The sequence below is a fragment of the Shewanella sp. SM69 genome (genome assembly GCF_025653985.1).
In the GTDB taxonomy this organism is placed as follows: Bacteria; Pseudomonadota; Gammaproteobacteria; order Enterobacterales; family Shewanellaceae; genus Shewanella; species Shewanella oncorhynchi.
Genome location: NZ_JAKKRV010000007.1, coordinates 1 through 13,051 on the forward strand (window position 1 = coordinate 1; position 13,051 = coordinate 13,051).

The 13,051-nt window shown below is 45.1% G+C and carries 11 protein-coding genes and 1 rRNA gene; 2 read left to right on the forward strand and 10 right to left on the reverse strand.

The window, feature by feature from the left end; translation table 11 throughout:
- Window positions 1-223 (reverse strand): 16S ribosomal RNA (locus tag L5M37_RS11055); the annotation flags it as partial.
- A 644-nt stretch (window positions 224-867) separates the two neighbouring features.
- Entirely contained in the window at window positions 868-1,416 is a 549-nt protein-coding gene (gmhB, locus tag L5M37_RS11060) for a D-glycero-beta-D-manno-heptose 1,7-bisphosphate 7-phosphatase (RefSeq protein ID WP_263166084.1), read from the reverse strand.
- Between the two features lie 477 nt (window positions 1,417-1,893).
- On the opposite strand from gmhB, the gene L5M37_RS11065 reads away from it, so the two are divergent.
- The gene (locus L5M37_RS11065; protein ID WP_028760950.1) at window positions 1,894-2,565 is read left to right on the forward strand and encodes a GntR family transcriptional regulator; all 672 of its coding nucleotides are present in this window, start codon (window positions 1,894-1,896) and stop codon (window positions 2,563-2,565) included.
- Between the two features lie 91 nt (window positions 2,566-2,656).
- Window positions 2,657-3,724: a ketoacyl-ACP synthase III gene (locus L5M37_RS11070; RefSeq protein WP_028760951.1), complete on the forward strand. Its 1,068-nt coding sequence runs from the start codon at window positions 2,657-2,659 to the stop codon at window positions 3,722-3,724.
- Between the two features lie 88 nt (window positions 3,725-3,812).
- Here L5M37_RS11070 and L5M37_RS11075 read toward each other — a convergent pair whose 3' ends face one another.
- From L5M37_RS11075 to L5M37_RS11110, 8 genes are all read right to left on the reverse strand, one after another.
- On the reverse strand, window positions 3,813-4,406 hold the full coding sequence (locus L5M37_RS11075; protein WP_263200595.1) for a lecithin retinol acyltransferase family protein: 594 nt from the start codon (window positions 4,404-4,406) through the stop codon (window positions 3,813-3,815).
- 203 nt (window positions 4,407-4,609) lie between these two features.
- A complete protein-coding gene (locus L5M37_RS11080) occupies window positions 4,610-5,296 on the reverse strand; it encodes an exonuclease domain-containing protein (protein ID WP_263200490.1) in 687 nt (228 codons plus the stop codon).
- A gap of 1 nt (window position 5,297) precedes the next feature.
- Entirely contained in the window at window positions 5,298-7,145 is a 1,848-nt protein-coding gene (locus L5M37_RS11085; protein WP_173244173.1) for a DUF294 nucleotidyltransferase-like domain-containing protein, read from the reverse strand.
- Between the two features lie 199 nt (window positions 7,146-7,344).
- The gene (locus tag L5M37_RS11090) at window positions 7,345-9,081 is read right to left on the reverse strand and encodes a sodium:solute symporter family protein (RefSeq protein ID WP_028760955.1); all 1,737 of its coding nucleotides are present in this window, start codon (window positions 9,079-9,081) and stop codon (window positions 7,345-7,347) included.
- A gap of 11 nt (window positions 9,082-9,092) precedes the next feature.
- Window positions 9,093-9,359: a DUF4212 domain-containing protein gene (locus L5M37_RS11095; RefSeq protein WP_006082142.1), complete on the reverse strand. Its 267-nt coding sequence runs from the start codon at window positions 9,357-9,359 to the stop codon at window positions 9,093-9,095.
- Between the two features lie 629 nt (window positions 9,360-9,988).
- Window positions 9,989-10,609: a thiol:disulfide interchange protein DsbA/DsbL gene (locus tag L5M37_RS11100; protein ID WP_263200491.1), complete on the reverse strand. Its 621-nt coding sequence runs from the start codon at window positions 10,607-10,609 to the stop codon at window positions 9,989-9,991.
- Between the two features lie 121 nt (window positions 10,610-10,730).
- On the reverse strand, window positions 10,731-11,594 hold the full coding sequence (locus tag L5M37_RS11105) for an NAD(P)-binding domain-containing protein (protein ID WP_263200493.1): 864 nt from the start codon (window positions 11,592-11,594) through the stop codon (window positions 10,731-10,733).
- Between the two features lie 56 nt (window positions 11,595-11,650).
- The gene (locus L5M37_RS11110) at window positions 11,651-12,856 is read right to left on the reverse strand and encodes an HD-GYP domain-containing protein (protein WP_263200494.1); all 1,206 of its coding nucleotides are present in this window, start codon (window positions 12,854-12,856) and stop codon (window positions 11,651-11,653) included.
- Window positions 12,857-13,051 lie beyond the last annotated feature (195 nt).

Below are 13,051 nucleotides of genomic sequence, written 5' to 3' on the forward strand. Positions count from 1 at the left end.
TCGCGGAAGGCCCGAAGGTCCCCTCCTTTCCCCCGTAGGGCGTATGCGGTATTAGCAGTCGTTTCCAACTGTTATCCCCCTCGACTGGGCAGATCCCTAGGCATTACTCACCCGTCCGCCGCTCGCCACCTCAGGAGTAAACTCCCTTGTGCTGCCGCTCGACTTGCATGTGTTAGGCCTGCCGCCAGCGTTCAATCTGAGCCATGATCAAACTCTTCAATTAAAGTTTTGTTGCTTCCGTCTTGCGACTTCAGCGGCTCAATGAATTCTACTGTTTTGATTCGCTTTGCTCACTAAAAAGCATCACGTTTCAATTCATACATTACTGTATGTACATATTACTATGAACACTCAATCACGCTTCTCGTTGAGGAGAATGACTTGAAAACATTGATTTAAATTTTTTACTGCCAACCCGAAGGCTAAGCAGTTTCGATTAACTCAACACCTGTGAGTGTCCACACAGATTTGCTTGATAAATTGTTAAAGAGCGTGGTTATCAGCTTATTCAGCGTTTAACCCTTGACCCCGCTGGGTCAGTGGATGCGCATTATAGGGATGTCAGATTTTACCGCAACCCCTTTGGCGCGAATAATTACGAAAAAACGATTCAAGCGCACACTTTTTGAACTAAAAGTGTGTTTTTACGCCAATATTATCGAATTTGTGCCGGATTAAGGCAAAAGATGAGGTTAACTCAGCGCTAGAAATGACAAGAGCCAACCTATTGGTTAGCTCTTTATCTCATGCGAGATAGCTTTACTTCTGATTTCTATCGAACAAGAGCGACAGCTGGCACAGCTTATATCGCAACCTTGGTTGACGAATCAGCCCATGATGAACTGATTATAAGTAGTAGAACTCCAACTAACCCACGCTTTTTAAGTAAGCTGGCACATCGGCAATACTGTCGAGTACCACTGTGGCATCACTGTCATCGGCAATAACCTTACCACTGCGCACTAATATACGAGTAGTCACGCCCGCCGCTTTCGCAGCCTGCATATCTTCGGCTTTGTCGCCAACCATGACTGAGTGCGCTAAGTCGATTTTTAAGAATTGCGCCGCATCATTAAGCATACCCGGCTTAGGTTTGCGGCAATCACAATCGACCTTATATTCCCCTATACCTTTTTCGGCATGATGCGGGCAATAGTAAATACCATCGAGCTCGACCCCTTTGTCGGCAAAGTTCCAATCCATCCACTCCGTTAAGCTGTGGAATTGGTCTTCAGTATACATGCCACGGGCAATACCAGATTGATTAGTAACAACAACTAACTTGTAGCCCATTTCCTTTAAAGAGAGGCAAGATTCAAACACACCGTCAATATATTCGAAGTCATCCACTAGGTGGACATAACCATGGTCTTTGTTAATAACACCATCACGGTCTAAAAATACTGCTCGACTCACTGTAATACTCCCAAATCGCCTAAGGCGTTATAGCGCTATTATTCCATTCATTATCAGAAATTGCACCGCGAAGTTATGCTTTTAGCGCTAAATTGCGCGTTAGTGATATTTCGTGGCTGTACAGGCAAATCTCTATGCACAGCTTGTGTCTATGCGAGATAGCAATTGTCCCACCAAATTAGAGTCCCAAAAATCCAGCAGTGAAATGTGTAATTGCACTATTTTAATCAAAATACTCAATTGAAGAAGCTGAACAGCGTTTTTACAAATAATTGCCACCGTTGCCATCGAAGCCATCGAAGCCACTCGCAAGTAATGCGCTTCAAATCGTAAGAGAAAACCACAAATAAACCCCGTCTTTTGGGCATTGTTAGTCTCTTAGGTACTGCACTCAATCAAGCATTTCCCTTTATTTGTGGTGTTTTTAACGGTAATCTTGGGCAAATAACGAGAAAATACCCGAAATAGACGGAAATAATGAGTCGAACTACGCCTATCGTTCACAAAACCCGCACTCAGTTAGTTGTGGAAGTGCTCAGAGAGAGAATTCTTTCAGGTGACATAGCCGCAGGAGAACCCCTCAGACAAAGTGCCTTGGCTGAAGCGTTAAATGTCAGCCGTATTCCGGTGAGAGAAGCGTTATTGCAACTCGAAGCCGAAGGACTCGTTAAGTTTGAGCCCCATAAAGGTGCGACTGCGACCGTGTTATCCGTCGAACAAGTCACCGAACTTTTTGAATTACGTGCAATGATCGAAACCGATCTGCTTGCGAAAGCGATCCCACGACTTCAAGAGGCTGATTTAGAAAAAGCAGAACGTGTACTCGAACAATTGGAGTCGGCCTTCAAACATGAAGATGCCGTCGCCAGTTGGAGCGAGTTGAATACGCAATTTCACACTTGCTTATATCAGGCGGCTAATCGCCCACACACCCTTGAGGTTGTTCACGGCCTCAATACTAATTGTGATAGATACATTCGTTTGCAGTTATTGCTCGCGGGGGGAATTCCTGCCGCAGAGCATGAGCACAGGGCTTTGCTCAACCACTGCAAACTGAGAGAAACAGAAAAAGCGACGGCGCTACTGCGTCATCATATTCTGCATGCCGCAATGACAATTCGAGATCTCGTCGCCAAACAGGTGGTCTAGATCACGGACGGCCATTAGAGTTGCCGATAAGCTTTGTTGTCGATTCAAGGCAGCGCTCAGGTTCTGCCTTTTTTATTTGAGAGAAACCACCATGCAGTACGCCACTATCACAGGTTGGGGCAAATGTGTTCCACCAGCCACGCTGACCAACGATGATCTTGCTACCTTTATCGAGACATCCGACGAATGGATTAAATCTCGCACAGGGATCAGCCAACGCCATATCAGTCATGTAAATACCTCTGAACTTGCTTCAGTTGCAGCACAACGTGCGCTCGCAGCAGCGGGTATTGATGGCAGTGAAATCGACATGATCATTCTGGCCAGTGCCAGCCCAGACACTTTGATCCCAAATATTGCATCCACTGTACAAGCTAATATTGGCGCCAGTTGTGCCGCATTCGATATCAATGCTGCCTGCAGTGGCTTCTTATATGGATTAGGTTTAGCCAGCTCACAAATCAAGAGTGGCCAGAGCAAGAAAGTATTAGTCATTGGTGCTGAACGTTTATCTTTCTATTTAGATTGGTCGCGCCGCGAAACTGCAGTGCTATTTGGTGATGGTGCGGGTGCCGTTGTGGTTGAAGCGACAGATGTTGCCGGTGGCGTGCTCGGTTATGAGCTAAATAACGATCCTGAAGGTCGTGATATTCTGAAAGCAGGCTTTGGCACGGCGATGGACAGATTCTCAGCCGACTCATTGGACTTTTTCATTGAATTCGATGGCCAAGAAATCTTCAAGCGTGCGATTAACGGAATGAATAAATTGAGCACTAAAGTGCTTGAAAAATGTGGTGTTGATAAGGATGAAGTGGATCTCGTGATCCCGCATCAAGCCAACGAACGTATTATTGATACCTTAGTTAGCCGAATGAAAATCCCGAAAGAAAAAGCCTTCGTGAACATCGCTAATTATGGCAATACCTCGGCGGCAACGATTCCAATTGCCATTTGTGATGCGTTAGAACAAGGCATTATCAAGCCGAATCAAACCATACTCTCTTGTGCCTTTGGCGCAGGCTTAACCTCTGCCGCACTCTTGCTACAATGGGGAAATCGCGTCACACCTATCAATATCAGTGATGCCGAGTTACCGCCTTGCGATAAAACAGGCATAGAGTTAGTCAAACGCGCTGTAGATTATTTTTGTAAGCCGTAAACGGTTTCTGCAAAACGATTACATAGTGTTTCACTAAAACATAAAAGCCATCTTAATCGATGGCTTTTTTAGTATATGACTACAGAACTTATTCATTCAGCTTGCTAATGATCATCTCATCCCAATAGATAGCTTGATTAAAATGTTCGGCGAGTTTTTGATTTAACTCGTTAAAGCCTTTAACCACGCCTTCGCTGCCACTAATACAAGACCAGACAAATCGATGGCAATTATTGTCGAATAAATCATATTCCCGATACTGATAAATCGCCTGTTCAGCGCGGGGCAACACAGAGTCGGCAATAAGAGGCTGATGTTGGTGATTACAGGCAAGATAGATTTGGCTACCGGTCCGTCCCGCTAAAAAACGCTTTACCGATACAGCCCGCACCAGCCCTGAGCCATGTAACTCTACGAGGCAATCATCACCAAGCCAAATGCCAGTATGCTCAATCACGCCAAAAACATAACAACAGACGATACTGCCAGGAATTGGCGATACTTGTTTTAATCCCTTTTGCCATTGACTCGGCGGTGCCACCATAGCGCGATTGGCAACGGGGTACTTAGGGGCCTTACCGAGTAATCTGTCACGCTCAAGCTGTTGACGCTGCTCGCGCTCATCGGCCAGCAAAACCGCACCGATTACGGCACCACCCACCCAAAGTAAAGGTAACGGCATCATATTCTCCTACACTCTCAACTTAGTAGAGTGAAGTACAAGTTGGTTGGATTGCCAAGTTAACGGCAGGTTGAATTTGAACAGAGGATTAAATGTCAACTGAGTTTAGCTTGTCAGTGATTAACCTAAGATGAAATCAAAGTGAAATCAATCCATCTCAAATGGATTCACTCACCACAAAGAGTGATTTCTGTTAACACTGACTAAGTCGATTTTTGCAGTAAATCAGCCACAGTAAGCTTTGCTGCACCGCCCATGGCGGCCATTTGCGCGAGTAATAATTCCCCACAAGCTAAGGCATCGGTCAGCGCGCTATGGGCCGCATAAATAGGTAAACCATAACGCTCGCGACAAGCGCCAAGGCTCAAACTCCCCTCTTTAATCACTGAGTGCTCCCGTAGTAAACGGTGCTTTTCAACCATTAAAGTATCAATTGCAGGTAAAACAATGGCTTGATGATAAATCGTCAATAAATCCTGCTGTAAAAAACGACAATCTAAAGGGGCATGATGTGCCACCAGCACGCGTCCATAGGTTTGATTGATAAACCAGCCCATGGCTTCCTCAATGGTGACGGCTTGTACCAAATGATTATCAAGAATGCCGTGGATCGTCGCACTTTGGCCTACACTACCGCGAATTTGCACTAACTTTTGCTCGGCGCGTGCCAACGGGATCTCACCGCGCTCAATCGGCACCAATCCAATGCTGAGAATTTGGTCTTGCTGTGGATTGAGCCCTGTCATCTCCAAATCCATCGCCGTTAACGGCGCTTCGGATAACGGCATTGCCGGCAGAGGCAACAGCGACTGATAATAGCCTTTAAATAAATGATGTTGGCAACGCAGCGCCCGCCAATTGAGCTGAGTTTTCAGCAACAATGTATTCATATCAAAAGCTTCGCATAAATTTCATCTTCATCCCCGCCTGCGCCTCATGTACGACTTTAAAAGCGTCACGTAACTGATGACGAACCAGCGAAGATAAATGCCCAGGCAGCAAATAATTACTCACCTCTACCCCTTGATTATGTTGATAACCTTGGTTCGATAACCGCATATGGGCGATAAACTCGTGGGCATCAGCCAAATTGAGCGCATCTTGTCGATTAAGAATATTCGCATCCATCAAGGCACGAATACGTTTTGCAGTATTCACTTCTTTAATGCCCGCAGACAAGGCATAAACACGGGCAATATCGTTAATCAAAGCATTACCTTTATGCTTCAAATCTATGCCTTTAACTTCGCTACCATCCCGCTCGAGTACAAATTTGCGGAAAAATCCAAGCGGCGGTGACTCCAGCAGCGAATTGCCAGTCATACCCGCGAGGAAAATATCGTTATCGCGGGTTTGAGCTAAGACTTTATCCTGTAAGGCATCAAAAAGGGTTTGTGGACCGTAAACCGATCGCATATCGAAGAAGATGCTGGCGTGCATTAACGCCTTAGGCTCAGGCGTTATGACCCATTTTTCAAATACCTGTTGCCACTGTTTGAGTGACATCCGCCATTGGGGATTTTGCGCCATAATATTGCCGGGACAAAATTCATAACCGCATTGGTCAAGCCCTGCGCACACGGCATGGGTTAAGGCATCAAAATAACCTTTAGCAAAATCATCCATCTCTTCTGCGACTAACAAGCCATTATCTTGATCTGAACACGCAGCCTGATCTTGTCGTCCCTGCGAGCCAAATGCCAACCAGCAAAAGGCCATGGGCGGTTCACCGAGTAATTGCTGATTGAGCACAATTAATCGCCGCGTCAGCGCATCGGTGACAGAGGTTAACACTCGGCCAATTTCTTCAGCTCTGGCATCGGCACTAATAAGATTTTGCAGCAATAGGGGAATTTGCTTACTGACGCCAATTAAACTGGCAAGATCCTGCTGCCGTTCAATCTCACCAATCAACAGTAGCGGTTGTGAGCCCTGCCCGCGCAAGATGTCAGTACTGGTCACCATACCGATAGCTTTATCTTGATCGATAATAGGTAAGTGATGAATGTTATGCTCGCTCATCAGCAGCATAGCTTCAAAAATCAATGCATTGGAGGAAATCGAGATAGGTGAAACCGTCATGGCTTGATGCACAGCAACGCCGCCATCAAGCCCTGCTGCTAACACGCGATTACGCAAATCCTTATCGGTTAAGATGCCAACCAATTTATGATTATCCGTCACCAATAAGGACGATACTCGGCGATTTCGCATCAAGAGTGCCGCCTGAGTCACGCTAGCTTTGGCATCAATAACGATGGGAGTGGAAGACATTAACGTGCTGATCCGACTTGTGGTCGTCAGATCCTTTGCCTTAAAGCGGGCCTCATGGCGTAAACGCTTTGCGAAGGCGCGGGTAAAAAACTTATCGAAGTGACGACTCTCACTCCTAAGACTATCAAATAAGGCTTGGGGCAGATGATAAACTAGACCATCTTCAAGAATAGCGACTTTATTAACGACTTTTTCCCCTGATAACAAAGTAGAAAAGCCAAAAAACTCACCCTCGCCCACTCTATCCACCAACACGCCGTCAGGATCGCGCACTTCAAAGGCGCCGCTTCGCACCATATACAACTTAGGCGAATTCGCGTCGAAATTAACATAACCAGAGGCCTTGCTGTAATACCCAACAGTAACAGCCTTAGCGCAGCGCACAACTACATCCTCAGGTAGAGCATCAAAGGGCACAAGTCCCTGTAGAAATTGCACTACGGGTTGTAACTCACTGGCATTCATAGGCAACACCTTCTTTAGGCGAATTTTTACTGAGATGTCATCACTATAGCCTGCATTGTCGCTACGCTACATTCGACTAAAGTCAGCCGCAAGCATAATAAAGTGACTCCCCACAGAATCATAAAGGCTGGCCAAAAGAGCCATAAAAAAGAGCGCCGAAGCGCTCTCTTGTGTTGGTACTCACCATTACGCAGTAAGGTTAGTGGCCGCTTGCTTCACCCGAACCTTTAGGGAAACGAATCGATTCAACCATCTCCTGAACATGCAGTGGTGTTGCCGCAGTGACTCGACTCACTATCGCTGCCACACCGAAGTTCACTAACATGCCTACCATACCAATACCTTCTGGTGAAATACCCAGGAACCAGTTAGCAGCTATGTTAGCCGTTGGATCAACAAACTTGAAGTAGATGATATAACCAGCAGTAAACAGCAGACCCGTTAACATACCAGCAATCGCACCTTCTTTATTCATTGTCTTAGAGAAAATACCCATAACAATGGCAGGGAACAGTGAGGAAGCCGCTAATCCGAAGGCGAATGCCACCACTGCCGCCACGAAACCAGGAGGGTTCACCCCAAAGTAACCCGCAATCACAATGCCAATACCTGCCGCCAAGCGAGCATATAGCAGCTCTTTTTTATCGGAAAGGTTAGGCATTAAATTCTTTTTCAATAGGTCGTGTGAAACCGACGTTGAAATCACCAATAGCAAGCCTGCAGATGTTGATAACGCAGCTGCTAAACCACCCGCCGCCACAAGGGCGATAACCCAAGCTGGTAAATTAGCGATTTCTGGCGTAGCAAGTACGATAATATCGTTATCAATCTTCATTTCATTTTTGCTAGCGGGATCTTCAATCTTACCTGACGAATAGTAAATTTTACCGTCGCCATTTTTGTCATCCCACTTAATCAAACCGGTTTTTTCCCAGTTCTTAATCCAATCTGGTGCAGACTCATAAGCCACACCTTTAGAATCGGGACCGTTAATAGTTTCAATCATGTTCACGCGGGAGAACGCTGCTAACGCAGGCACTGTGGTGTACATAATCGCAATAAAAACAAGCGACCATCCTGCAGTGATACGTGCATCTTTCACCTTAGGTACAGTGAAGAAACGCACGATAACATGGGGTAAACCCGCAGTACCCACCATCAAGGCACCCGTAATACAGAACACATCTATCATGCTCTTAGAACCGTCGGTGTAAGGTGCAAAGCCGAGCTCAACCGAAACGTTATTGAGTTTTTCTAACAAATACACACCGCTATTATTGCCAGCGGCATCCAGTAACTCAGCACCAAAACCAATTTGCGGAACTAAGTGGCCTGTCATCATCACTGAAAGGAAAATAGCCGGAACCATAAAGGCGAAAATCAGTACGCAGTATTGGGCAACCTGAGTGTAGGTAATCCCTTTCATACCACCGAGTACCGCGTAGAAGAACACGACCGCCATACCGATATATACGCCAGTATCCACCTCCACTTCAAGGAAGCGCGAGAACACAACACCCACACCGCGCATTTGCCCTGCAATATACGTAAAGCAAATAAAGATGGCACAGATAACCGCTACAGTACGTGCCGCCTGTGAGTAATAACGCTCACCGACGAAATCTGGCACAGTAAACTTACCAAATTTACGTAAATACGGTGCCATACAAAGGGCAAGCAATACGTAGCCGCCCGTCCAGCCCATCAAGTACACGCTACCATCGTAACCGACGAAAGACACAATACCCGCTAACGAAATAAATGACGCCGCTGACATCCAATCTGCCGCCGTTGCCATACCGTTCACCACAGGGTGAACACCGCCGCCAGCAACATAGAACTCTTTGGTTGAACCCGCACGGGTCCAGATTGCAATCCCAATGTAGAGCGCAAATGAGAGCCCTACGATAATATATGTGAGTGTTTGAACATCCATCTCAAAGCTCCTTAGTCTTCTTGTACGTTATATTTTTTATCTAAGGCGTTGGCTTTTGCCGCGTAGACAAAGATAAGCGCAACGAATACATACATAGATCCCTGTTGTGCAAACCAGAAACCTAATTTGAATCCCATGAAATGGACTTCATTGAGTACATCAACCAATAAAATGCCGCATCCAAAAGAAACTGCCGCCCAAATGGCTAATAAGCTCAGTACGAGACGAATATTCTCGCGCCAATAACCCTTTGCCTTGTCGTTGTTTTCAAAACCCATAGTGACTCCCCTATGCTGTTTTAATTTTAAGTCATGTTTAATCTAGCAACAGCTGGTGTGAGCACAATCACGACTTTCGTCTAACCCGTGATTCAAAACACTGTCTGCAAATAGCGAATAGAAACAAATTCAAAGAGTTAACAATGATATTACATTTTGATGCGGTTTTAACTTTTTTAACAGGTTAGACCAATGTCGAACATGAATGAGTGGGATGTGAATGGAGAAAGAGGATTTACAACCCATAAATAGAAATAACTTATTGTCTGAACTAGGGAAATTAGAAATTTAAATGACCTTTAATACGGCTCTAGACTGGTTAAAAATCAGATAATTGAGATTTTTAGCCTAGATTATTGAGAGTTTTAATCATGAGTTTCTCAATTAATTAGAGACGTTTCATTTCATCAAACCTAGGTCAGGTCAATTGCTTACCGTTTCATTTCCTCATGTTATTTCGTCAAAATGTTAGGGTTTGACTCACTGCCTCCTTGCAGGTTTACAACAAAAAATAACCCAGCCTATGCTGGGTTACTCAATCTACCTTGAGGAAACGTGACTAAGCGTTACTCGCAAAAAGCTACTTTCATCGCATGGTACATCGCGTGCCGTCCGTCTATAAAATGCCGTTACTTCGCAGCTAAAAACCTCACTAACGCCGCCAATTCTTCTGCGGTATGTGCGGTTGAGGTCAGCATATAACGGCCATTAACCAGTAATGACGGTACCCCCTTGATCCCAGCAAGCTCAGCTTGAGAGTCATAATTCATTAGGGTAAATTTAGCATCGACGGAATTCATCGCGGCATCGACATCATCCACCCTAGCGCCTTGGGCAAGGAAAAAGGCTTTTACTTGCCCAAGGGTGGTAAATTGCTCACCTTTCTCATGAATTTGCTTAAAAATGGCACCATGGGTTTGCTTAGTCATCTTTAATTTTTGCGCCATATAATAGGCAAACTGGCTCAATTCCCAAGCGGGACGACCTGCACCAACGGGTGTACGCTCAAAGGCCACATCTTTGCCAAGCAGCTTTACTGTCGACTCGATGAGCGGTTCTTGCTTATAACAATGTGTGCAGTTATAAGAAAAAAACTCCCGCAGCACTGGCTTTTGTGCTTCGGTAATGCCCGCCACAGTGACGTAATCCTTGCCTTCTTCGAAACTTGCAGCCTGCAGGGCAAAGCTGGCACTCAGCATTAATCCGCACGCAAATACTGCTATAGGTCGAACTCGATTAAACACGCTCATTATATTGTCTCTTTTTATTCGTCATTTGTTTAAATAAGGATTACACATTTGCTCAAGCAAATTTGGAACTCAAAGATAACCTAAAAGTTCAACTTTTACCTTTTACAGTAATGAACCTTTCTCAACATGCCGCTAGCATATCCAGCGGCGAAACATACTGATATCGAAAGCCTAAATCCGTGACAATCGCGTCAGCTTGGATGACTTTACTCGGCATAGATTGTTGATTAAATTCTGGCGCGACTAAACCTATAGATTCAGCAGCAGCTTGATAAAACTCAGCTTTAGTCGGATGTGAAGGTGCGCAAAGATTATAAATCGGCGCCACTGATAATCCAGAATGAGTTGCCGCGAGAATGGCGCTAACGGCGCGCACACAGTCGCTAAGATGGACTAAATTTACCGCGACATTCGCTCCACTCACATCGGTTTTTCCAGCAAGAAAACGCCCAGGATGACGTTTAGGACCGACGAGTCCAGCAAAACGAACGATACAGGTATGGGGCAATGCTTGAAATAAAGCTTCAGCATCTAACAGCACTTGGCTATCGCTTGATTCTGCCATCGCATCGGCTTCTGTCATCAATTTATCTTGGGTCGGATATACGCCCGTAGTGCTGATAAACACAATCCGCTGATATTGCCAGCCTTGAGTTAATGCGATGAGTTGTTGTAATTCTTCAAGATAAGCGGCATTACCACGCTTTAGCCGTGGAGGAATATTGACCACCAGATAATCAGTCTGAAATAAACCGCTTAACGCCTGAGCATCGGGGGCAGATGATGCTTCGTGGCCCAATTGCAGCGGATAGGCTTCAATCCCGACTTCAGTTAATACCGATAATTCTTCGGCACTGCGCTTACAGCCAGTGACTCGATAGCCTTCATGGACAAGTTGCTTTGCCAAAGCAAAACCAAACCAACCACAACCGACCAAAGCAACACTGGATTTTACTGCGCTGTTTTCTGCTTTTACATTCGCCATATTAGCCCTAAGGGAATCACATCAGCGGATAGAATACGGAACTTAGCGCATAAGATTCAAGCTTGTAGCGAACTAAAATAAAAACTAATCCCTTTATCGACTTGTAAGGTACGAATAGCACCCTCGGACAACTCTTCCGCCTTGATGGCTTTTTGTACTGTCACGCCTTCATTACTTAAAAAACGCAGCGATGGCTCACTACCATCCTCTTTGCAGGCCCACACTTGGGGTTGACTCACATCTTTAGTCGTCATCATGACTTTTGCGATACAGCCATCGGAGAGTTTCACTATGGTTCCTGGTGGATAAATACCGAGAATTTTAACCAAAATAGCGATTAAAGATTCAGCATGTTTAGTGGCCCGATTCTTAAACAAATAACCTAAAGCGACTTGAGGGGAAGATATTTGTTGACCACTGAGCTGTTGATCGTAGTCATTTGCCAAACTCACGATCTGCGTAATGATAGGAATTTTATGGTCAGTTAACCCATCAGGGAAACCTGAACCGTCAATAAACTCATGGTGGTGTAGCACAATGTGTAGTACTTCTTTAGGGAATAATCCGGAACGATTGAGCATGTCATAGGCGAAATTAGGGTGCATTTGCAGATAATTTGACTCATGAGGTGTTAAGGCTCCGCGCTTACGGCGAATAACATCAGGTACCTTAAGTTTACCAATATCATGTAACAAACTACCAAGAGCAATATCACGCAATTCCCTTGGGCTTAAATCCAGCGCATGGCCCATCATCATTGCCAACACTGCCACAGACACCCCGTGCTGGGTCACACTGACATCGTTATCATCCATTCCAACCAAAGTGAGGAAAGGTTTTTCAACTTCCTGTAGATGGCTGAGCAAGTCTTCTACCAATGACGCCGACAATCGATAGGCACCTTCGGGATCACTGGCTATCTTGCCAAATACATTTCTGCAGTTATTTACGTTCTCAAGGAAACGTTTTTGGCTTAAACGTATCGCCTTACGGGTATCGGCCTTAAGATCTCGCTCAGGTGGAACTTCAATTTCATCTTCAACATCCTTATCTTCCCTAACTGTCTCCGATCCGCGATTCAATTCAGATAACAAAAAAACATAGGGAACACCTAAGCCACGGATCATTTCGATTTGAGCGGCACTGCTAATATCAACACGGTTAAATAAAAAAGGGTGGTTCGTCCATGACAAAGGCAACTTGACTCTCATGCCAAGTTGAATTTCTGACAGTAACAACTTTTTTTGAGGTACTTTTGCCACGCAATATGACTCCTTTCAAATGTAATGTGGATATAAACAGATGGCCTCATCTGCGTATCCAACAGGGCACATTTAAGCTAAGTACATATAACTATAGATGATTCAAAGCATTCAATGGAGAAATAAGGTAAAAATCCTTATCAAACTGAGGGATAGAACACATCGTCATGCGCCCCACCGCTCAGATCTAAATAA

What these genes read in the sequence shown, in the direction of transcription:
- L5M37_RS11080 (WP_263200490.1), bottom strand. Translation starts at nt 5,296, where the DNA reads ATGAATACATTGTTGCTGAAAACTCAGCTCAATTGGCGGGCGCTGCGT.
- L5M37_RS11085 (WP_173244173.1), bottom strand. Translation starts at nt 7,145, where the DNA reads ATGAATGCCAGTGAGTTACAACCCGTAGTGCAATTTCTACAGGGACTT.
- L5M37_RS11070 (WP_028760951.1), top strand. Translation starts at nt 2,657, where the DNA reads ATGCAGTACGCCACTATCACAGGTTGGGGCAAATGTGTTCCACCAGCC.
- L5M37_RS11065 (WP_028760950.1), top strand. Translation starts at nt 1,894, where the DNA reads ATGAGTCGAACTACGCCTATCGTTCACAAAACCCGCACTCAGTTAGTT.
- L5M37_RS11100 (WP_263200491.1), bottom strand. Translation starts at nt 10,609, where the DNA reads ATGAGCGTGTTTAATCGAGTTCGACCTATAGCAGTATTTGCGTGCGGA.
- L5M37_RS11095 (WP_006082142.1), bottom strand. Translation starts at nt 9,359, where the DNA reads ATGGGTTTTGAAAACAACGACAAGGCAAAGGGTTATTGGCGCGAGAAT.
- L5M37_RS11090 (WP_028760955.1), bottom strand. Translation starts at nt 9,081, where the DNA reads ATGGATGTTCAAACACTCACATATATTATCGTAGGGCTCTCATTTGCG.
- L5M37_RS11075 (WP_263200595.1), bottom strand. Translation starts at nt 4,406, where the DNA reads ATGCCGTTACCTTTACTTTGGGTGGGTGGTGCCGTAATCGGTGCGGTT.
- L5M37_RS11105 (WP_263200493.1), bottom strand. Translation starts at nt 11,594, where the DNA reads ATGGCGAATGTAAAAGCAGAAAACAGCGCAGTAAAATCCAGTGTTGCT.